This is a genomic window from Pseudoalteromonas shioyasakiensis (assembly GCF_001550135.1).
Lineage (GTDB): Bacteria > Pseudomonadota > Gammaproteobacteria > Enterobacterales > Alteromonadaceae > Pseudoalteromonas > Pseudoalteromonas shioyasakiensis.
This window is the reverse complement of sequence record NZ_LRUE01000013.1, coordinates 77,173-98,004: the sequence shown is the minus strand read 5'-3', so window position 1 is coordinate 98,004 and position 20,832 is coordinate 77,173. Positions and strand designations below refer to the sequence as shown.

Below are 20,832 nucleotides of genomic sequence, written 5' to 3'. Positions count from 1 at the left end.
GGTTATTGTTACTTTGAAGAAAAGACTTCTAAAAAACAGAGACTTGGTTAAATGATAAACCGATTTAGTTGGCTATTACTGTTTTTTTGTCTTTGCTTTTCGTCGCTTTGTTTAAGCGATGACAGTCCCGAGCAACCTTTTTTTAAAGTCTCACCCACCGTGTGTGTGACAGATGCAAAACAAAAAGCCTGTGAGTTTAATATACAGATTCATTTTCGTGTTGCTCCCTTTAAAGAACTTTGTTTAGAAATAACTCAGCGTCCTCAGTATACGCAGTGTTACAAACAAGGTGGTTTAATTATCGAGAAATTAACGGTTAAGACTGAGCATCCGCTTACAGTGAAATTAATTGATCCATTGAGCAATCAAGTTGTTAAGCAACAACTACTGTCAATAGCAAGCTATGAAGCTAAAGATTACCGAATAAAACGGCGCTTTGGCTGGAGTTTATAATGCAGCATATTTTTTTAATTGAAGATGATGTGAAATTAGCAAGCTTAATACAAACGTTTTTGTTAAAGCATGGCTATACCATAGATGTATTTAATACTGCCGAGGCGTACCGTAGCAGTGAAATCACCTTCATGCCTTCACTGATCATCTGTGATGTGATGCTACCGGATGGCAATGGCTTTGAGCTAATTTCTCAATTGAAAGAAAAGTACAGTTGCCCTGTTATTTTTCTAACGGCACTGGATTCTGTGCAATCACAAATTAAGGGCTTAAACCTAGGTGCTTACGACTACCTTGTAAAACCCATTAAGCCTGAACTGTTACTCGCCAAAGTTAAAACGATTATCGCCCACACTGTTGGCCAAGATAACTTTTCGCACCAAATTGATATTTTGCGTATCGATAGTAAAAAACGCGATATCTATTTTCATAACACAGCATTGAATCTCAATGAAAGTGAATTTGAGATCATTGCCTACCTTGCGAAAAACACCCCTGAACCGGTTTCTCGTGAGGTATTATTCAAGCATGTTATTGGCCGTGAGTATGACGGACTTGACCGAGCGATTGATTTAAAAATTAGCCGTTTACGTAAAAAGCTTAAAGAAACCATTAGCGAGCAAAAAGAAACGCTAGATATCAAGTCTGTACGAGGTAAAGGATACAGCTTGGATATTTCAAAAATATGAAGCAACAATTTTTTAAGCTGTACTTAATTATCACGGTAAGCTTAATTGCCTTAGTTTTAGCTTTTGGCCAGCTTTATAATCAGTTTTTTTCTGAGCACATACCGAGTGTGCAAATAAGTGTTGCTGAACTTGCTCAAATAGCTGAGCAAAAAGAAACGAGGATCAGCTCCTTTAACCAAAACGAGCTTGTTTTACCTGATTCATTACAAGCTAAATTCGATAAAGATGGCATTATCAGCGTCACCGAAAACAATCAGCAGTATATATACCTCAAAGGCAATAACGGCAGCATCCAAAAAGTTGGCCCCATTTCTTTGATTTCGCAAGCCAAAACTGACTGGCTTGCTTTTTTTGCCTTTTACTTTTTACTTGGTTCGATGATCTTATTATTCATTCGCCCAGTATTTCGCGATTTGAGCTTATTACAACGCGCAGCTCATCGCTTTAGTAAAAAACCGCAACGCATAGAGCTTGATATAAAACCAAATTCATCTATTGCGCCATTAGCCAGCACCTTCACTCATATGTCTGAGCGCATCAATAAGTTTGTTCAGCTACATAATGACTTATCGCGTATTATTTCTCATGAAATTCGCACTCCCCTTACCCGTATGCGATTTGCTTTGTCGATTGCCGATTTGGAATCTCAAGAAAGTAGCCAAATAGAACGCGATATCGATGAGATTGAATTACGTCTAGAGCAGTACTTATCGTTCGCTCGCTTAGAGCACCAACAAAGTGTGTTTAATCAGGAGAAAGTTAACTTAGCTAAACTGATCAACACAGAAATTGCTAAATTTGATTTATACAAAGAACTCAAATTCATTCCTGCGCTTGAAGTAGACACAGCCTATTGCGAAGCAAGCTTTATGGCAATCGCGGTACAAAACTTACTGATCAACGCCACAAAATACGCAAAACACTCTATCCATATAAGTAGCACAGAACAAGCGGGCTATTACAGTATAAGCATTACAGACGATGGACCTGGCTTACCAATTAATGCGGATGCGTTAATTGAGCCTTTTAAACAAGGTGAAGGAGATAAACTAGCGAGTGGTTATGGATTAGGACTTTATATTGTGTATCGTATTGCCAGTTGGCATGGCGGTAAAATTAGCTTGGCTAACAGTTCGCAAACAGGCGGTGCAGAGATCACCATTAGTTGGCCTAAAAGTGGTAAGTAATTCCCGTAAAACCTGAGAAATAACCGTTTTTATTGATCATATGTGAGTTAGCTAAGTTACTATCAAGCCATGTGTGCTTAAGTTTGAAGTCAAGGCTGAAACTGTCGCTAATAGGATATTCGTAACTTACTTTTAAGTAGAAGTTCGTGGCACTTTCTAAATTGTAGCTTAGTAAACGCGTTTTGCTTTCTGATGGATTAACCGTGTAGTAATAATCGATCAGCTCTTCATTTTTATAATTAATACCCGCCTCAATGCCAGCAGTACCAGAAAACAGTTCAAATACTTGATAGCCGTTTAGCAAGATTTCATAACCATTATGAACATTGGTTACATCATGGACATACGCAGCACTTAACCAGATATTATCATACACGTTTACTGCCGATGACAGCCCCGCCATGTAAGAAAGGTCACGCTCTATAGGCGTTAGGTTAATCGGTGATGCGGTAGGTAATGTAGGTCGCCCAGAGCTCGAACGAACAACACCGGTGGCATAGAGTTTATCTACCCCATCCAGCTCAAAGAAAAAACCATCATCATTAAAGCGCCCAAGTAAATCAACGTAGAAGTTCTCTGTTTCATAGAGGCTGTAGCCAACAGAGAAATCATCGAAATACCAGTTATCACCGTAATAAGCAAAGCTTGGCAGAATTGGCGAAGTGACATCGTCTGCATCAAGTACCGGGTTTTCAATGCCCCCGTAACCCACAGTGATACTGGCATGTATTGTCGACTTTTTAATTAATTGAGGTTGTTTAACATCAGCCTGCGCAAACGCAGTGGATGCAGTTAAACAACATACTAAGCCAAACAATTTCTTCATTAACGCAATTCACCTTTATGTCATAAATAACAATTACTATGACAACTTAATACTACCAAAGAGTCTTTAGTCTTTACTTAATCCGGGACGATCATATCGCTTGCGCGCTTTATTGTATAATTTTTTTGACCAACAAAGCGGCGTAGACTGTTAATTTACGCCCTATCTTCAAACTAACACACTGAAAAAAATATAAAATAGCCTGTACATTTTGCTACATAGGTTTTCAGTTGTTAGTTATTCTTTTTGGTTATTAAAATATACAACACGATTTTCTAGGCCAAAAAAAGGGCCCGAAGGCCCTTTGTCACATAACATACTTAGGGAGTACTTAGCCTCGTTTTACGCGGCGACGAACACCTGCAAAACCAGCTAATAGAACTGTTAACCATGCAAGTGAACCACTTGATGATTTCGCTTTTTCTTCAGGAACAACGGTTGTCTCTTGTGCCGTTACCGTCACAGCTACACCTAGTTCCATCGGTTCAACACCATCACTTACCGTTACAGTAAACTGATGCTCACCAGCCGTTAAACCTGATACTTCAGTGATTGCTGATGTTGGACTTGCGATTGTACCTGGGCCTTCCCATGAGAAAGTTAACTCATCGTTATCTAAATCATGTGATGCTGATGCATCTAGGGTGATAACGCTGCCCTCAGTCACTTGTTGAGCACTCGCCTCAACGGCAACGACTGGTGCATCGTTAACTGCTTCAACCGTTAACATAAAGGTTGTACTTGCAGCATCTGATGGGTATTCAATATCAGATACCATTACAGTTACTTCGGTCTCACCAGAGAAGTTATCATTTGGTGTAATCGTTACTGTATCGCCATCAACTTCATAGGTTACGTCGTCAGAAATTACCGAGATTTCATTCTTCGAGTTCTTTTCATCAATGTGATGAACTTCGAAGCTAATCGGTGTTTCTTCTGTTGTTACCATGTCATCAAGCGCTACCACTGTGATGTTGCCAGGAATGGCCAGTGTTGCTGTTGAAGTCATGTCATTCAGACCAGAGATTGCTGCTTTAGCTGCAACTTCAAGTGTTTGACCTGCTGCAGACGGCGTAACTTCAGCCCAAGCAGTCACTTCAAATTGTGATGACTCTGGACCTACATAGTCCATACACACCACGTAACCATCGCTGATAACTTCATCTAGATTGTTATAAGCGATTTGAATACCACGGTAGTTTTCAAGTGGACCATATTGATACTGTGCACCACGGAAACCTTGCAGACCAATACTACCGGCAGGACGTGTAGACCCATAGTCTAGGTTATCGTATGCATAGTAAATTTCATGCTCACCTTTACCGAAGCGTGTATTTGCATTAAATAACACTTGGAAGTCAAATGAGTTATCACGTTTAGTGTAAGTGTATTTACCTGTTGTGCGGTCATACACTGGATCATCGTAGTCTGATGCGTTATCCCACTCAATAATACCCCAGCCAGTTGTTGTACTTGCTAGTGAAATACCTTCGTTAGACGATAAGCCAACTGACATTACAGAGCGTAATAAGCCATTATCAGTGAACTCCCAGCCACGCCATAATGGACCCATGTTCTCATATGGGAATGAGTTATAAGGGAACGGGTTATGTACTGGGTAGAAGTAACGGCTACCATTAGTATTTACTGTACCCATACCACGAATTTGAATAATCGAGTTTTGGATATTAGTATTTTCAGCATTGTTATAAAGGCTAAATGTGTCATATGCGCCATTATAGAAGCTTGCGATTGGTAATGAATAACCACTGCGAGAGTTATAAAGGTTGTTCTCATCGAAACCAGATAGAATTGGCGTGATACCAAACTCTGATAAATCGACATAACCACCTGGGTTAGAGTTACCAAAATCAGGCGTACGACACATTTCATCAGTGATGTTATCTGTCACGATATAATCAGGTTCAACATCACGAGTATCCGCTTGTGTGCCTGTTACAATCACTTTACCGTCAGCAATTTCAACGTTGATTTCTGATGCTGTTGAAACCATGACATTTTCTGCTTTGATATCCAAACCTGCAGGGATATCAAGCTCTAGTGAGAACTCACGGTCTACACCTGAATTATTCGCTAACACTTCAAATGTGTATGGCACCATATCACCCACTTTTGCACCTGTGTATGGCGCATCAAGGTGTGCAACATCATTGCCACGGTTAAGCTTAAATGGAATAGAACCTAGGTTGCCATGGTTCACAGCCGATGTACCTACATCTAATAATGAGTAGTACACGCTATCGGCATCAAGGTCCATGTCCCAGTCGACTGTCATTTCAACAGTATTTTGACCATCACTTCCTGGCAGACTTGCAGTCATACCTGATGCAACTTGGTCTGACACAACCGCTGTAGCAAGCTCAAAGGTTTCTTCAACTGCATCAACAGACGATTGATTCGTATTATAAGCTACAACCCAATACTCACCTTCTTCAGGGTTGTTTATATTACAGAAGTTTTTATAAATCTTATGGTTAGATACACATAAAATTTCATCTTGTGGCTGAACAATACCATCACCGTTGTAGTCTTTACCTACGTATAAAATAGGGTTACCTACGTTCAAGGTGCCTTCAAGTTCTGACTCAACACCGACTGTTTCAGCAATAAAACGTTTAGAATTAGCTGGCACAGTAACAAACTTAGTAAATGTTGCTTCATCTAAAATATCTGCCGCATCTACATCATCAGTGCGATTCATAGCCCAAGGGAAAGTACGGTCATCGTCTTTTGGTAAAGTTACCGTAGTGATATCTGCTTTAACTGGCTCATATGCACGAGCTACAGGTGCTTCAACGCTAGGTAATACAATACCTTTAGCAACATAAGTCCCTTCATTTGAATGAGCTATCGTCTCTAATGATGATGGTAAGTTACCACGATCATATTTAAACGCCACAGGCCAATGCGCATCAGGGATATCTGCTTCTTCAGCTTGGAAAACAAGGTTTGTATGCAACTCAACTTCAGAGTTACTGAACCAATCTTGAGTATCCATGATTGATGCTTTAACAATGATTGTTTGTGTTTCACCTTTTTTCAGTGTGAAAGTTTTCGGGAAGATATCGATGTTCACACCATTTTGTGCTGTTTGTGTGTTTACATCAAATGCCCAGTTTTCAACATCTTCGTGGCTTACAGTCCAAGTACCATCTTCTGTTGCTTTAATGGTACGAACCCACTGACATTCAGGTGCACATGAGAAATTAACAAGGTTTGGTAAGTTAAGTTTATGTGGCGTACCACCATTGTATGGATCAGCAGCTAAGAAGTTATCAGCTGTTTCATCCATTACAAAACCCGCTTTAGCAGCAAGAGCAACATTGATACGACCTGCGCCAGAGCGATAGATTTTCGCATCAGCTACAACATCACTTTCGCTGTTTAAACGGTGATATTTAACCACGTTTTCAGCAGTCATTGATAATGCAGATTGAATTTCAGCTGCGGTCCACTCAGGGTGAATTTGACGTAGTAACGCCATAGAACCTGCAACATGCGGTGATGCCATCGATGTGCCGCTAATTGCAGCGTAATCTTGACCATGCGGAGTCACAAACGGATGCTCATCAGAGTAAGCCGCGTAAATATCAACACCTGGAGCTGCAAGCGTTGGAGCAAGTACTTCAACATTAGAATAAGACGGGCCTCGTGATGAGAATGTCGCTAACCAATCAGCATCTTCAGCATCAACACGACGTTCAATCACTGTTGGCTTAATAGTGATCATGTGACCAAGTTCTGAGTAGCTATCTACCCAATCTTCTAAGCCATCTTCTGGATAAACGCCATTCCATTGGTCATAGGTAAAGTGAACACCTGGTAATGAATAACCTTCTGCTACAGTACCTTGGTCTCTGTTGCGGTTAAACATGATGAAACCATCTGCACCACCAGCTTTTACGTGATCAACTTTTGCAGTACGCGCATTGGCTGCTGAATCATTTGGATCGTGACGTTGACAGATAACAATAACATTGGTGCTACCATCAGCCGCGCCCGCGATTTCAGTACCATCTTTGTAGAAGTTGAAGGTATTTTCTGGGTAATCTGCTGTACAGTAACCGTTGTAATCTTTAAAGCCATTGACGTCTTCGTAATCTTTAGCCCAAACAACAACACCGGTAATTTCTTCGCTATTAATTGAACCACCAACAAGGCCTGTTTCTGACCAGCTAGGTACTTCTGAACCCAGAGTTTCATCTGCAAAGCCAGCAAATTCAACGGCCGTTTCAACAGCCACAGTGCGACCATGCGTTGTTGCTGCAACTTGTGCAAGCCAAGGTGATGAATTATCTAAATAACCAAAACACTCAGCCGCGCCACATGCTTGACCACTGTTACCTGCTGCCGCGGCAACGTTAATGCCCGCTTCACGCGCTGCTAAGAATGCAAGTTGTACTGGATCGGCCCACACATTTGAATCGGCTCCACCAATTGAGAAGTTGATTACATCAACACCATCAGAAATAGCATCTTCAATACCCGCTACGAGTGCTTCGCCAGGACAGCCTGCGTATTCGTCACTTGATGGGTAACATACTTGATAAGCAATGATATTTGCGTGCGGTGCAACACCTGAGATTTCAGGGAATAAACCTTCTTTTAAGATATTACCATCGGTGTTTTCACCAAAGCTCGGAAGCATAAACGGTACATCTTTAACCACGTTACCAGCTGCTGTTGAAGCTACATGTGATCCGTGACCTTGGTAATCTTCACCAATTGCAGGCCAGCCTGGGATCATGGCATCAAACGCATCCGTGATCACATCATAAGAACGCACACCGATTAATTTATTGTTACATTGGATTTCTTCAGGCTCTTCAACACAGTCACCTACATAAACACCTGGACCAAACGGGTTTTCATGCTCGTAACCATCACCACCTACAGCTGCAAATGAAGGGTGATCTGAGTTAATACCGGTATCGATAATACCAACGATTTGGCCTTCACCTTTACCTTTGATGCCACTTGGAACGCTTGAGCCATCCCAAATTTGATCCGCACCGATATGCTTAGGACCTTCATCAGAAAGAAGATCATAGTTTTTCGAACGCATCACAGAAACAACTGCACCAAGCTCTGCAACGCGCATCGCTTCTTGCTCAGTCATTTTTACAGAGAAACCATTTAATGCTTTAGTGAATTGACGACGCATCTCAGTACGACCAGTCACCGCTGTCACGTTTTGCATTACAGTACGTTGTTTTGAAAGTAGTTTATTTTGATAATCAGTTACGGCAGAGACCGCTGCTTGACCTTTTTCAAATACTTTTGAAACGCCTTGTGCTTGAAGTGATTGTGATAATGGCGAGGTTAAATCGCGGGCTTCAAGTGCCACTGAGTTATCACGTAAACGAATAATATAAACATGCTCGCCATCAATGCCTTCTTCAGCAAATTTATTTGCTTTGCTATTTAGCTGAACATTTAGACCATCGTTTTGTAGCATGTTGCTAGAGTCACCTTGGTTAAACTCTTTGCTAAACGCTTTTACTTCTTCAAATGTGATATTCGGTGCTTTTAATTGGTGTTTAACTTGGTTGTTATCTACACCCACTGCATGAGCAGCACTGGCACTATAGAGAGCTGCGGCAACAGCAATCGAGAGTGTTTTCACTTGCATAAAGTATCCCCTGGATAGTTAGTTAGAGTAATTATTCAAGCTACGTGAAAATCCATTTCACTGCTTGCGACTACAATATAACCACAAGAGGTTTTAAAAATGTCGTACATTCGTGTAGCGTTTTGTACACACTGTTAACATTAAAGTTACTACAGAAGCATCAATATTTCGTTTTTTCTTACAATATTACTGAATATAAAAGAAAAGTGGCGCTTAATACTTAGCTGATGTTGAAGGATTTAGTTGTCTTGGTGAACGCTCAGTGCAATCTGGTGGCTACAGCCCGACTGAGATAAATAGTATTGCTATTGAGCAACTAAAACTTGAAGTAGTAAATAGAGGTGGCAATGGCTACTGGATTGAAAGCTGTAAAGACTTTACCAGTGACTAAAGGTAAGACATATAGTTACTGAGGACTATTTCGCTTTATTTATTACTAAGCAGGCACTTTTAACAGCTACAGCTAAAAACAAAAAACCGAGCATAGAGCTCGGTTTTTGGAAGTTTTATCACGATTATGCTTGTGGATAATCGCGGTATGCACGCTCAATTTTTTTCGCTTGCTTTTTAGACACACCAAGGTGTGCTAGTGCAACACGTAAACGAGCACGTGATAAGTCAGAACCTAAAATTTCCATCGCATCCAGTACTGAAGTTGAAGATGTCTTACCTGTGATAGCCACAAAAATTGGCTCAAGGAAGTCTTTAATCTTCAATTCATGGAAAGTCGCCACTTCTTTTGCGATAGCAAAAATCGCTGGCTTTTCCCAACTGCGTAAACCTTCTAATTGCCAGATGAAGAACTGTAATGCTTGACGGATTACATCTTCATCAGCTTTACCTGCTGTTAATAGCGCAGGATCATAGCTTGGAATACCACCGACAAAGTGACCGGCAAGGTCAACCATATCAGAAAGCGTATTAATACGCGTTTTTGCTTCTGGTAATACTTTAGCGAATAGCTCAGTATTAAACTTCCAATCAACAAAACGTTGCATTAGTTCAGCATCAGATAAGTTTTCACGGATCCACATACCGTTTAACCAGCTAAGCTTATCGATGTCGAAAATAGGGCCACCAAGCGACACACGTTTCATATCAAAGTGTTCAATCATCTCTGCTAACGTGAACTTTTCACGCTCATCAGGCATTGACCAACCCATACGGCCTAAATAGTTTAATAGTGCCTCTGGTAGGTAACCCATTTCTTTGTAGTAGTTGATTGAAGTTGGGTTTTTACGCTTCGATAATTTTGACTTATCTGGGTTACGAAGTAACGGTAAGTGACCTAGTACTGGCGCTTCCCAACCGAAGTCTTCGTATAACTTTAATAGCTTAGGCGCTGAATTGATCCACTCTTCACCACGGAAAATGTGGCTAATTTGCATGTGATGGTCATCAACAACGTTGGCAAGGAAGTAAGTTGGGAAACCGTCAGCTTTAAGTAGCACTTGCATGTCTACATTTTCCCATGGGATCTCAATTTCGCCACGTAGATAATCGTTAAACTTGAACGTGCCTTCGCTTGGGATCTTCATACGGATTACGTAAGGCTTACCTGCTTCAAGATTTGCTTTAATTTCATCTTCAGAAAGATTTAAACCACGACCATCGTATTTAGGGCGTAGGCCTTCGGCCATTTGCTCTTCACGCATTTGGTCTAGTTCTTCGCTCGTAGCAAAACAGTAAAAAGCTTTACCCTGTTCAACTAACTGATGCGCAAATTTCTTATATAAATCGCTACGCTCAGATTGACGGTATGGACCAAACTCACCGCCTACATCTGGACCGTGATCCCAGTTTAAGCCTAACCATTGTAAGCTATCCATAATAGCTTGCTCTGATTCTGGCGTACTACGAACTTGGTCTGTATCTTCAATACGTAACACAAACTCACCGCCTTGCTGCTTAGCAAAACAGTAGTTAAATAATGCGATGTATGCAGTACCTAGGTGCGGGTCACCAGTCGGTGACGGAGCAACACGGGTGCGAATTGTCATGGTTATATCTCTCAAAAGACAATTAAAAATTTGCCCAAATGCTAGCACAGCACGGGCTATAATCGAAGTGAAAAGCCGCTTTATGCAGCGACTTTATCTAAATAAGCAATGATATCGTTTGATTCATACAACCAAGTTACTTGGCCGTTTTCTTCAATACGTAAACAAGGCACTTTCACTTTGCCGCCCTGCTCTAATAGCTCTTGGCGAAATTGCTCGTTACCTTTAGCGTCACGGGTTTCAACTGATAGACCTTGGCGTTTAATAGCACGACGTACCTTCACGCAAAATGGACAGGCTTTAAATTGATAAAGCTTAAATTGTGACGTCACTGAGTCAAGCGCTGCTTGCTCTGCTGCCGGACGCTTTTTACTGCGTGGTGTGAATACAAAATCAAAAAACAAAATGATGCGGCCTAACAACCAACGAACAAACTTCATCTTACCTTCTCATGTGGCTCTAAAAATAGTGGGCAATTTTAACACAGCTAAGCGCGCTGCAACACCTTAAAACAGCTCTATTGAATCATCTTGAGGTTGGCTTTGTTGAATATCTAACTCGGAATAGGCAGTCACGCAATTACGACCACTGTTTTTAGAATGGTACAAGGCCTGATCGGCTTTTTGGACTAGGCTGGCAACCATTTCAAACTCGTAAATTGGCATAAAACCACTACTCACAGTTAAGTTACCGACTTGAGGAAAAGGGTATTCTGCCACACAGCCACGAAAGCGATTAAGGGCATTACGTGCATCGAGCTCGTCACTTGCTTGAAATAACACAGCAAACTCTTCGCCGCCGTAGCGAAAAACGTAATCTTCTATTCGAAAATTATTTTTTAATAACTGTGCTACTAACAAGATCACTTCATCGCCAATAACGTGGCCATAGTTGTCATTTACGCTTTTAAAATGATCAATATCGACCATCGCCAAATACCAATGACGTTGCTTTGAGTCATGGCTTTCATGGCCTACAGCGGCATCGGCTGCAATTTCAATCACTTTTTTATCGAAGGTTTGCCTGTTTAAAAGCTCAGTTAAAGGGTCAAGTTGCGACTTATAAAGTAACGACAGTTGATTCGCGTAGATATTTAGCATGTAGATGGCGAGCATGCTACAGCGCTCTGAAAGCTCTTTTTCAGACTCAATGACCAGTACACCAACCACATTCCCCATGTAATAAATGGGCACATAAGTAGAAATAAAGCCGTAGTTGCGACTGATGCGAATTTTATTGCGGCTGACTTTTTCGATGAGCTCATTGACTTCGTGTTCACTGAGCTCTTCGATAACTGAATCTTTATTTAGCAGCCTTGCAGGCAGGCCTGGTTTGAAAAATTTATTGATATAAATAGCGAAACGAGAGAATTCATCTAATTCACTCACGGCATTGATAAGCGCCTGATCGAGCTCAGGCTCTTCTTCTTGTTGGGTAATTTCTACAACCCAGTCATGTCCGCAAGCGTTAGCCGCCATCTAAAAGTCCCCAAAACTGCTTATTACTTTAGTTTAGTTAACTTTATCAGAATTACTAAAAAACTATAACAAAATCATATCATCTCGATGGATTACTTCACTGCTTGGTGCAAATGCAAGCAACTGGGTAATTTGCGACGAATGACAGCCCTTAATTTGATCAATTTCTTGATGGTTAAAATTAACAAGGCCTTTGGCTATACATTGCCCTTGGCACGTCACCACTTCAATCACATCACCGCGTTCAAATTGCCCTCGCACAGTTTTTACGCCTTTTGCCAGTAAGCTTGCACCACGCTCTTTAAGTGCAAGGCTTGCGCCATCATCAATCACTAATTGCCCCGTGCTTTTAGGTCCTGCAAGTAACCATTTTTTGCGGCCATCTTTTGGTGCGGTGAGTTTTAAAAAGCGTGTACCAGGGAGCTTGTCGGCCATGCAATTTAAAATCACATTTTTACCTGCCCCTTTGGCAATAATGACCTCAACACCAGCGCGACGTGCAATATCGGCTGCTTGCAGTTTGGTTGCCATACCACCGGTACCTAGGGTAGTGCCACTGCCACCAGCGAGCTCTCTTAGCTCATCATTAATATGCTCAACTTCGTTGATAAGTGTCGCATTGGCATCAGAGCGAGGATCGCCTGTAAATAGGCCTTCTTGGTCAGTTAACAGTAACAGCTTTTCTGCATTCGCTAATATCGCGACTAAAGCAGATAAGTTATCGTTATCACCTACTTTAATTTCGGCGGTTGCCACGGCGTCGTTCTCGTTAATAATTGGCACCACATTGTGCGCAAGTAGTGCATTTAAGGTATCGCGGGCATTTAAGTAACGTTCACGGTCTTCTACATCGGCGCGGGTCAGTAGCATTTGTCCAACATTCACACCATACAAAGCAAACAGACTCTGCCAAATATGAATAAGCTGTCCTTGGCCGATTGCGGCAAGCATTTGTTTTTCAATCAAAGAACGACCACAGGGGGTAATGAGTTGCTCGCGACCTGCAGCAACCGCGCCGCTTGATACTAAAACAACCTGATAACCCTGTTTTTTTAATTCACAACATTGGCGAACAAGTTCAACCATGTGTGCTTTATCTAATTTGTCGGTACCGCCTGTCAGCACGCTTGTGCCCAGCTTTACAACAACGACGTGTGGCCTTTGCATTTGATTCTTATATTCTGTAATTAAAATAGAGAATTTATATATACCAGCTAACAGTTTTTGAACAAGTTAAAAAAATTCATGCTAGGATCGCGCTCTCGTTTTTTTACTCAATAGCGACGCCTATGCCAGCCAGTTTATGCTTAATTATCGCGACCTTTTTATGGGGTAGCTCTTACATTGCTTTAAAGCATGCAATCAATGTTTATGACCCTGTGTTAGTGATTTTTTTAAGAATGCTAACCACATTATTGATTAGCTTATGTTTATGGCGCTATATAATCCGTTTTGAGTTTAAACCAGGTGACTGGAAGTACTTAATTGGTATGTCGCTGGCTGAGCCTTGCTTTTATTATTTATTTGAAGGGCATGCCCTTGAATACACTTCGGCATCGCAAGCTGGGGTAATTGTTTCTTGTTTACCAATTATCGTCGCTATTTTGGCGTTCTTAATATTAAAAGAGTACATCAGTAAAGCCATCGTCGTTGGTTTTACCTTGTGTATTGGTGGCAGTATTTTATTAACGCTATTATCACCAAGCACAGAGCAAGCCCCTAACCCACTGCTCGGTAACTTTTTAGAATTGATGGCGATGGTGTGCGCCGCCTTTTATACCGTCAGTGTAAAGCACTTAGTGACCCGCTATTCACCACTTACTTTAATTGCAATTCAAGGGTTTAGTGGTAGTTTGTTCTTTGCGCCTTTTTTATTTTTCATCGAACTACCCAGCGAAAATCAGCACGATTTAAGTGCCCTATTGAGCATTTTATATTTAGGCTCATGTGTCACTCTAGGCGGCTATGGCATGTACAACTACGCCATCAGTAAGGTGTCGGTATTAACCGCAGCTGCTTACTCAAACCTCATTCCAATTTTTGCGTTAATTTTGTCAGCCATTCTACTTGGCGAAGTACTCACACTTTGGCAATGGGTGAGTATCGCAGTGGTATTCGCCGGTGTTATTGTTAGTCAACGTCATCAAGAGCTGAAAGTTGACGTAGACGACGATAATTTATCAGCCGACACCAATAGCCTAAACTCAGTCCCGGAAGCTAACGAGTCAAAAGGGTAACAGGTTAATAAATAAAGGCCTGATTGTGCTAAAAAGCCCTGTTCGCTTTGATGAATAACATCAATGCTACGAACTTGATAGTGCTCAATCTGGCCACTTTGCAACTGCATACTGAACTGCTCACCCACTGCGACATGTTTTAGAAATGCAAAGTGGGTGTCGTTATGGCCAGCTATTAACACCCCTTTTGAGCTGCCAAGTTCACCGCTTGGCAAAAAATGCCCGGGGGCAAACGCGAGGTTTCGCCCCGATGCACCAGCAAGCACAGTCAACTCTTGCTGCTGGCTTGGCCAATTTATGTGTGCAGTGACATAACCATCGGCGTAAAACCAAGGCCTTACTTGCTGATTAGGACTTTGCAAAGCTTGCTGCCAAGCAGATTCAATCAATGCCTGTGCCAGCCACGCTTTCGCCTGCATATATCCACCATTAACAAATAGTGCGATACCAAGTAAGGCGCTGCATAATGGCAGCGCTTTTTTTAGCGTCGCCATTGCCATAACCATGAGAATGTAAGCAGCAACAACCCAAGTAGCATAAACACTCGACTTTGTCCGTCGGTTTGCGGTAGCGTCATGCCATTAGGAAGTTTATTTCGTACTTGCATTGAACGCTCTGCAATCTCATTCCCCGCGTAGTTATCAACTGCAATAAAGGCCGTAAAAGGGCTAAGTAAATGATGCTGAAGTGCTAATGCTTCGACTTCTGCGCGTACCGCCTGTTTTTCGTTATAAAGCAGTAATGACTTAATTTTTTGTCTGGCCCAGAGTCTAGCGATACCTTCGCCGTGTGCAGCATTGGCAGTTGCTAAATTAATCGTCATTGGCCCTGTGTTTGTCTGCCCCTTTAATGTTAAGTGCTGACTGCCATCAAGCTTCACGGCAACCAAAACCGGCTCTGAAAAATACAAGTCAGGTAATGGCGATGGCCAATACTCAAGGGCTGCTTTGTCGCCTTCAAGAGCAAGCTCAGTAACAGCTGGATGCGCCAGCTTATCAAAAAGTAGTTGCATTTTTGGCTGTACTTGGCTGGTGCTACTTATAAAAGTAAATGTACCACGACCAATATCAGCAGCTCTGGTCATAAAAAAGCTATTAGGCGCGCTACCAATACCGACGGTAAAGAGTCGGCTGTCACCTAAATCTGTTTGAATTTGTTTAAATAGCTGCGTTTCGTTACCCACACTGCCATCGGTTAAAAACACCACTTGGCGTACAAAGCCATCATGCTGTTTACCATCAAGTACCTGAGTCAGTGCTTTTGCTATTTCGGTGCCGCCATCAGCTTGTAAGCCATAAATAAAGCGCTCTGCACGGCGAATGTTAAAGTCATTGGCAATCATTGGCGTGTCACTTAACACTGACACTTCGTTATCAAAGCCGATGATGTTAAAACTATCATTTTCATCCAATAACGAAAGGGCATAAAACAAGGCTTGTTTAGCCTGCTCCATAGATTGACCATGCATTGAGCCGGAGGTATCAACAACAAACACCATTTCGCGAGGAAGACGAGCTTGCGAGGTAAAGTGATCGCTTGGCGGTACTAACATCAGTAAACCATATTCTTGCCCTGCTACTGTTTCGGTAAAAAATGCAGCCTGAGAGTGGGCTTTATCAAGGGGTTTAAATGTCAGCTCAAAGTCTCTATCCATTGGAACATCACGATTAAGTGATAACTGGTACCGACCAAAACCTGGATTATCGATTTGCATACCCGCTAAATTAGCGCTGATATCACTGAGTTCAAGGCCAATATCCATCGCAATTGCAAGGTTTAGGCTCGCATCAGACTCTTGGCTTTGTGCGCGATGAAAAACAGGTTTCAGCCACGCTGATGCCACTTGCGCTGTGTTAGCTGTTGCGTCGTTCTGTTGTTCTGTGTCTTTTGTTTCTAGATTCGCTTTTTGCTGTAGTTCTGCCGTTAAAGGTTCGTAGCGCGGCGTAATAGTGGTAGGAAAGCGCAGTGAAAACACACCATCTCGAAAACCGATTATCTCTTGGTATTGCAAGGTAATTTCAATCTCTTCCCCTGCTCCAAGGTTTGCCACATCAGTAGAGAAAATATTCGCACGTTGCTGACGAACTAAAGCGGCGCGTTTACCCAGCTTTTGAGCTTGTTCAAATTGCTGTTCAGCCTGCTGTTTAAGGGCAATGTTACCGGTGATAATGCGCTCACCAATTTGCATTTGCATGGCATGAACTGCACTTTCATCAGGTAACGGAAACACATAACGGGCATTAACCGCAAACGGGTGCGGGTTTTGATAACGTTGTTTAACAACAACATGATTAATAAGCCCAGTGAGCGTCATAGTGACATCGTTTTTCACTAATAAGCCCGACGACACTTGGCTATTTGAATCATCATAAAAACGCAGTTCGACACTGGCATTGGCTGCAAATGCAGGGTTAACTGCATAACCTAATAAGAGGATAAAAAGGCTCCCAAAAAGGAGCCTTTTGGTACGGTTACTCAACATAATATGTCACTCCATCGACCGATGAATTAGTGATTACTTTGTGCTGTACGTAAGCTGCTTTGTGACACAGGGCGTGTCGTTAAGGTTACGCGGCGGTCAAACACGTTGTCTTCGTAGTTATTTGAATCGGCAACACTTTGCTGCTCACCAAAGGCGGTTGCGGTTAAGCGCGTATGAGGCACACCTAGTTTAATTAAGTAGCTTTGCACTGCATTTACACGCTGTTTTGAGAGCATTAAATTAGCCAATTCATCACCACGCTGATCTGCAAAGCCATTTAAGTCGATAGCCAAATTTGGCTGGGCAATCAATAACTGCGCGACTTTGTCGAGTTGATTAGCAAAGTGTGGGGCAATTTCGCTAGAGCCGGTTTTAAACTGTACCGTCATCGCCAGTAAGGTGTTTAATTGGGCTTGTAGTAACTGCTCTTTTTCGTCAGCTAATAATTCAAGCTGCTCACTTAGTGCTGCGTTATCGGCAATCACTTGTTGGTAATCAGCGGTTTGCTCCTTCATTACAACTAATGCGTGAGCTTGTTCATCAATGGTGTTGTCTGCCGCTTCTTTTTCGCCAATTAAGCCACCAGCAAACGCGCCAATAAATGCTCCCACTGGGCCGCCGACTATGCCGCCAACAACTGCGCCAGCACCTAAGCCAATGGCTGTTTCTTTTGGTGTTTCTTGTTTACTTTGACTCGCAGCATCTGCAAAAGGGGCTACAGATACAGCAGATGTGATAACAGCGGCAATAATTAATTTTTTCATGGTTTAATCCTTTTTCTACTTAATTGCTTGGCAACATTGGTTGGTGTTGCAAACTTGGTATGGAGCTATTAAAACAAGTCGAAATGGCAATAAAGGGGATCAAAAAAGGCAAACTGCTGAGCAATTGTGGCAGAAAAATGGCAATCGCGTTTTTGCCAGTACGCAAGGCAAAAAATTAGGTATAGTTCACTATAGAAAGAATTTAAGTAAGTATTAACAATGAAGAAAATAGCAATCGTTGAAGATGAAACAGCAATCCGAGAAAACTACACTGAAATGCTCAGCGCTCAGGGCTATCAGGTTGTAGGCTTTGCTGACAGATCCAGTGCTGAACTGGCATTTAGTCAATCTTTACCTGATTTAGCCATTGTTGATATTGGCCTTGGCCATGAAGTGGATGGTGGTTTTTTACTTTGCCAAACATTACGCAGTCTTTCTAAAACCTTACCGATTATATTTTTAACCGCCCGTGATAGCGAAATTGATACCGTATGTGGCCTGCGCATGGGAGCAGACGATTACTTAACTAAAGACATCAGTATGGCGCACCTTGCTGCTCGAATTGGCGCATTGTTTAGACGCCTTGATGCCTTCGACCAACCCGCCGATCAAACCGCTCTTTTGCATCGCGGCCCGTTAAAGTTAGATACCCAGCGCATGCAGGTTTTTTGGCAAGAGCAACTGGTTGATTTAACTGTGACAGAATTTTGGATGGTACATTCACTTGCACAGCGTCCAGGCCATGTTAAAAGCCGCAACGAATTAATGAGTGATGCGAAGATTTATGTTGATGACAGCACTATTACCTCACACGTAAAACGTATTCGTAAAAAGTTTATTGCTTTAGATGATGCATTTGACTGCATTGATACCGTTTACGGTATGGGTTATCGCTGGGAGCAAGCTTAATGCTGCGTTTGGGGCTTAGAACAAAGTTTATTTTCTTATCCTGCTTTTTATTTTTATTGCCTTGGCTTGGCTATGAATATGTTTGGGAAATGGAAAAGTTCTTAAGACAAGGGCAAGAAAAAACCTTAGTGGGCACCACCCGCGCACTCGCAACCGCATTACATGAGCGCCCCGCTTTGTTTGACTCGCAAACCAACTTTTTAGATCAAGTTGTAAAAGGCCGAGATTTATATGCCTATAATCTAAATAACCCGATTCAACTTGATGGTAAATTGTCGGAATGGCAGCCTTATCAAAGCTTATTTTGGCATTATGACAAGCGCTACTTACAAGGGCTAAGCAATGAGCATCAAGAAAGTGATCTAAGTTTTGATCACATGGTAGGCAAATACGAAAACTACCTTTATGCGGCTTTTAAAGTCACTGACAGCTCCCTGGTGTATCGTGCTAAAAATGTGCTTAGCTTTACCCGTAATGATCACTTACAGATCATGTTAAAAACACCTGAAGGTGAATTTAAAAGTTATGTGGTGGCCGCCCGTCAAGATGGTTGGGTTAATGCCTTTGATGCCACAACACAGGAGCCTGTCACTAAAATCCAAGGCTATTTTAAAAGCACCGACACAGGTTACAACATAGAGCTGCGTTTCCCGCTTTCGATGCTAGGTAATAAGCTTGGTTTTGCGATTGAAGATTGGGATGAAGACAAGGTTGAGCCTCAGCTTATGTCGACCTCAAACCTACAAAACCCCAATGATATCGGCTCTGTTTTAGTGCCTTCACCAGAAATTAACCGTATTTTGAAAGGCATGGGCCACAGTGGCAGCCGAATTTGGGTCGTCGATAACCATCATCGCGTACTTGCGCAATCAGGCTCAATTCATCATGCCGATGGCGTTTGGGCAGACGGCCTAAAAGAGGAGCCTGCAACAACCTGGTGGCAACGCTTTGAGCAAGATTACTTACACCCACTTTACTATAAAATTTTAACTCGCCCAGAAAATGAGTTTATTGATACCTTGCATGATGTCGCAGCGATGCAAGGTACTCACATAGCCAGTGCTTTAAATGGTAAACCCGCATCATCATGGCGCTTAACCCCAGATAACAAAGCCGTTATTTTATCGGCGGCCTACCCTATTTGGATCCAAGACAAAGTCATTGGTGCAGTAATCGCAGAAGAAACCACCAACGGCGTGCGCACTCTGCGTAATAAATCCTTAGAAAAGCTCTTTAATGTGATTTTAGCGGTGATGCTTGTTGGTACTGTGACACTGTTCTTTTTTGCTTCAAGAATTTCCAGCCGTATTCGCCGCTTACGTGATAATGCCGAGCAAGCTATTGATGCTCAAGGGCGGATCACTGGCAAGATTACTTATGCCGATTCGAATGACGAAATTGGCGACCTTTCTCGCAGCTTTGCCAACATTGTTAGCCGTTTAAGTGGTTATACTGATTACCTAGAAAATATGTCATCACGACTCTCCCATGAACTGCGTACGCCCGTGGCTGTTGTGCGCTCATCACTTGAAAACTTACAAATGCAGCCGCAATCTGAACTGAGTCAAAAATACCTCGACCGTGCCAGTGAAGGGGTTGAGCGGTTAGGTAAAATTATTACCACCATGAGTGAAGCAACGCGCCTTGAACAAAGTATTCAAAATGCCGAGGCAGAAGAGTTTGACCTGACCAAGGTGATCACCGGCTGCATGCAGGGCTATCAAATAACCTATGGTGAAAGCCTATTTACCTTGTCGCTTTGTAAGGAGCCGTTAAATGTTAGTGGCGCACCAGAATTTATTGCGCAATTACTCGATAAGCTCATCAACAATGCACTTGAGTTTAAAACCCCGCAAAGCACAATTTCAGTCAGCTTAACCAAGCAAGAGCACCATGCATTATTAAAAGTCAGCAACCAAGGGCCTTTGCTCCCTGACGGTTTAGTTGAACACATTTTCGACTCAATGGTCTCGGTGAGAAGTCAGCAACATCAGCAGCAGCCCCACTTGGGTTTAGGTCTTTATATTGTAAGGCTTATTTGCGATTACCATCACGGTAAAGTATTGGCAGAAAATTTAGATGATGGCACAGGTGTTGTGTTTACTGTGGAGCTGCCTATTAAATAAGCATATTTGCGTTACATATGATTACAGT

Annotated in this window: 16 protein-coding genes; 7 read left to right on the top strand and 9 right to left on the bottom strand. The window is 42.2% G+C overall.

The features are described from left to right. Window positions 1–51: 51 nt before the first annotated feature. The 3 genes from PASHI_RS05735 to PASHI_RS05725 are packed head-to-tail and all read left to right on the top strand — an operon-like array spanning window position 52 to window position 2,329. A complete protein-coding gene (locus PASHI_RS05735) occupies window positions 52–453 on the top strand; it encodes a DUF3019 domain-containing protein (protein ID WP_062564876.1) in 402 nt (133 codons plus the stop codon). Then, on the top strand, window positions 453–1,142 hold the full coding sequence (locus PASHI_RS05730) for a response regulator transcription factor (RefSeq protein ID WP_054560845.1): 690 nt from the start codon (window positions 453–455) through the stop codon (window positions 1,140–1,142). Before PASHI_RS05735 ends, PASHI_RS05730 begins: the two co-directional genes overlap by 1 nt. After that, window positions 1,139–2,329: an ATP-binding protein gene (locus tag PASHI_RS05725; protein WP_062564875.1), complete on the top strand. Its 1,191-nt coding sequence runs from the start codon at window positions 1,139–1,141 to the stop codon at window positions 2,327–2,329. The genes PASHI_RS05730 and PASHI_RS05725 overlap by 4 nt, the downstream gene beginning before the upstream one ends. On the opposite strand, the gene PASHI_RS05720 is transcribed toward PASHI_RS05725, so the two are convergent. Continuing rightward, window positions 2,313–3,155, bottom strand: coding sequence for a MipA/OmpV family protein (locus PASHI_RS05720; RefSeq protein ID WP_062564874.1), 843 nt, complete (start codon window positions 3,153–3,155; stop codon window positions 2,313–2,315). The genes PASHI_RS05725 and PASHI_RS05720 overlap by 17 nt on opposite strands. Window positions 3,156–3,486: 331 nt before the next feature. Then, entirely contained in the window at window positions 3,487–8,808 is a 5,322-nt protein-coding gene (locus tag PASHI_RS22325) for a S8 family serine peptidase (protein ID WP_062564873.1), read from the bottom strand. 262 nt (window positions 8,809–9,070) lie between these two features. Here PASHI_RS22325 and PASHI_RS22320 point away from each other — a divergent pair, with 262 nt between their 5' ends. Further along, window positions 9,071–9,199, top strand: coding sequence for a hypothetical protein (locus PASHI_RS22320; RefSeq protein ID WP_269407463.1), 129 nt, complete (start codon window positions 9,071–9,073; stop codon window positions 9,197–9,199). Between the two features lie 124 nt (window positions 9,200–9,323). Here the strand turns inward: PASHI_RS22320 and gltX are convergent, their stop codons facing one another. The 4 genes from gltX to proB all read right to left on the bottom strand — a co-directional run bounded on the left by gltX (window position 9,324) and on the right by proB (window position 13,453). Beyond that, entirely contained in the window at window positions 9,324–10,808 is a 1,485-nt protein-coding gene (gene gltX / locus PASHI_RS05710; RefSeq protein ID WP_054551203.1) for a glutamate--tRNA ligase, read from the bottom strand. A gap of 80 nt (window positions 10,809–10,888) precedes the next feature. Then, window positions 10,889–11,248: a glutathione S-transferase N-terminal domain-containing protein gene (locus PASHI_RS05705; RefSeq protein ID WP_054560852.1), complete on the bottom strand. Its 360-nt coding sequence runs from the start codon at window positions 11,246–11,248 to the stop codon at window positions 10,889–10,891. A gap of 66 nt (window positions 11,249–11,314) precedes the next feature. Next, window positions 11,315–12,286 (bottom strand): GGDEF domain-containing protein, encoded by a 972-nt coding sequence (locus PASHI_RS05700; RefSeq protein ID WP_062564872.1) that lies wholly within the window; start codon window positions 12,284–12,286, stop codon window positions 11,315–11,317. 63 nt (window positions 12,287–12,349) lie between these two features. Further along, a complete protein-coding gene (gene proB, locus PASHI_RS05695) occupies window positions 12,350–13,453 on the bottom strand; it encodes a glutamate 5-kinase (protein WP_054560854.1) in 1,104 nt (367 codons plus the stop codon). 122 nt (window positions 13,454–13,575) lie between these two features. Here proB and PASHI_RS05690 point away from each other — a divergent pair, with 122 nt between their 5' ends. Continuing rightward, window positions 13,576–14,523 carry a DMT family transporter gene (locus tag PASHI_RS05690; RefSeq protein WP_062564871.1) on the top strand — a complete coding sequence of 316 codons (948 nt, stop codon included), beginning with the start codon at window positions 13,576–13,578 and terminating at the stop codon, window positions 14,521–14,523. On the opposite strand, the gene PASHI_RS05685 is transcribed toward PASHI_RS05690, so the two are convergent. Genes PASHI_RS05685 through pdsO form a run of 3 tightly spaced genes read right to left on the bottom strand, consistent with a single transcriptional unit; the run spans window position 14,430 to window position 17,769 of the window. After that, window positions 14,430–15,017, bottom strand: coding sequence for a class GN sortase (locus PASHI_RS05685; RefSeq protein WP_062564870.1), 588 nt, complete (start codon window positions 15,015–15,017; stop codon window positions 14,430–14,432). The genes PASHI_RS05690 and PASHI_RS05685 overlap by 94 nt on opposite strands. Further along, entirely contained in the window at window positions 15,005–17,005 is a 2,001-nt protein-coding gene (locus PASHI_RS05680) for a marine proteobacterial sortase target protein (RefSeq protein ID WP_062564869.1), read from the bottom strand. Before PASHI_RS05680 ends, PASHI_RS05685 begins: the two co-directional genes overlap by 13 nt. Window positions 17,006–17,031: 26 nt before the next feature. Beyond that, window positions 17,032–17,769 carry a sortase-associated OmpA-like protein PdsO gene (pdsO, locus tag PASHI_RS05675; RefSeq protein ID WP_062564868.1) on the bottom strand — a complete coding sequence of 246 codons (738 nt, stop codon included), beginning with the start codon at window positions 17,767–17,769 and terminating at the stop codon, window positions 17,032–17,034. A 219-nt stretch (window positions 17,770–17,988) separates the two neighbouring features. Here pdsO and pdsR point away from each other — a divergent pair, with 219 nt between their 5' ends. Beyond that, window positions 17,989–18,678 (top strand): proteobacterial dedicated sortase system response regulator, encoded by a 690-nt coding sequence (gene pdsR, locus PASHI_RS05670; RefSeq protein ID WP_062564867.1) that lies wholly within the window; start codon window positions 17,989–17,991, stop codon window positions 18,676–18,678. Next, complete coding sequence (gene pdsS / locus PASHI_RS05665; RefSeq protein WP_062564866.1) at window positions 18,678–20,804, top strand: proteobacterial dedicated sortase system histidine kinase; 2,127 nt, start codon at window positions 18,678–18,680, stop codon at window positions 20,802–20,804. The genes pdsR and pdsS overlap by 1 nt, the downstream gene beginning before the upstream one ends. Window positions 20,805–20,832: the final 28 nt, after the last annotated feature.

Excerpts from the sequence above, each read along its gene's own strand:
- pdsS (WP_062564866.1), top strand. The coding sequence starts at position 18,678 with ATGCTGCGTTTGGGGCTTAGAACAAAGTTTATTTTCTTATCCTGCTTT.
- PASHI_RS05725 (WP_062564875.1), top strand. The coding sequence starts at position 1,139 with ATGAAGCAACAATTTTTTAAGCTGTACTTAATTATCACGGTAAGCTTA.
- PASHI_RS05735 (WP_062564876.1), top strand. The coding sequence starts at position 52 with ATGATAAACCGATTTAGTTGGCTATTACTGTTTTTTTGTCTTTGCTTT.
- PASHI_RS05705 (WP_054560852.1), bottom strand. The coding sequence starts at position 11,248 with ATGAAGTTTGTTCGTTGGTTGTTAGGCCGCATCATTTTGTTTTTTGAT.
- PASHI_RS05720 (WP_062564874.1), bottom strand. The coding sequence starts at position 3,155 with ATGAAGAAATTGTTTGGCTTAGTATGTTGTTTAACTGCATCCACTGCG.
- gltX (WP_054551203.1), bottom strand. The coding sequence starts at position 10,808 with ATGACAATTCGCACCCGTGTTGCTCCGTCACCGACTGGTGACCCGCAC.
- proB (WP_054560854.1), bottom strand. The coding sequence starts at position 13,453 with ATGCAAAGGCCACACGTCGTTGTTGTAAAGCTGGGCACAAGCGTGCTG.
- PASHI_RS05730 (WP_054560845.1), top strand. The coding sequence starts at position 453 with ATGCAGCATATTTTTTTAATTGAAGATGATGTGAAATTAGCAAGCTTA.
- PASHI_RS05690 (WP_062564871.1), top strand. The coding sequence starts at position 13,576 with ATGCCAGCCAGTTTATGCTTAATTATCGCGACCTTTTTATGGGGTAGC.
- PASHI_RS05700 (WP_062564872.1), bottom strand. The coding sequence starts at position 12,286 with ATGGCGGCTAACGCTTGCGGACATGACTGGGTTGTAGAAATTACCCAA.
- PASHI_RS05680 (WP_062564869.1), bottom strand. The coding sequence starts at position 17,005 with ATGTTGAGTAACCGTACCAAAAGGCTCCTTTTTGGGAGCCTTTTTATC.
- pdsR (WP_062564867.1), top strand. The coding sequence starts at position 17,989 with ATGAAGAAAATAGCAATCGTTGAAGATGAAACAGCAATCCGAGAAAAC.
- PASHI_RS05685 (WP_062564870.1), bottom strand. The coding sequence starts at position 15,017 with ATGGCGACGCTAAAAAAAGCGCTGCCATTATGCAGCGCCTTACTTGGT.
- PASHI_RS22325 (WP_062564873.1), bottom strand. The coding sequence starts at position 8,808 with ATGCAAGTGAAAACACTCTCGATTGCTGTTGCCGCAGCTCTCTATAGT.
- pdsO (WP_062564868.1), bottom strand. The coding sequence starts at position 17,769 with ATGAAAAAATTAATTATTGCCGCTGTTATCACATCTGCTGTATCTGTA.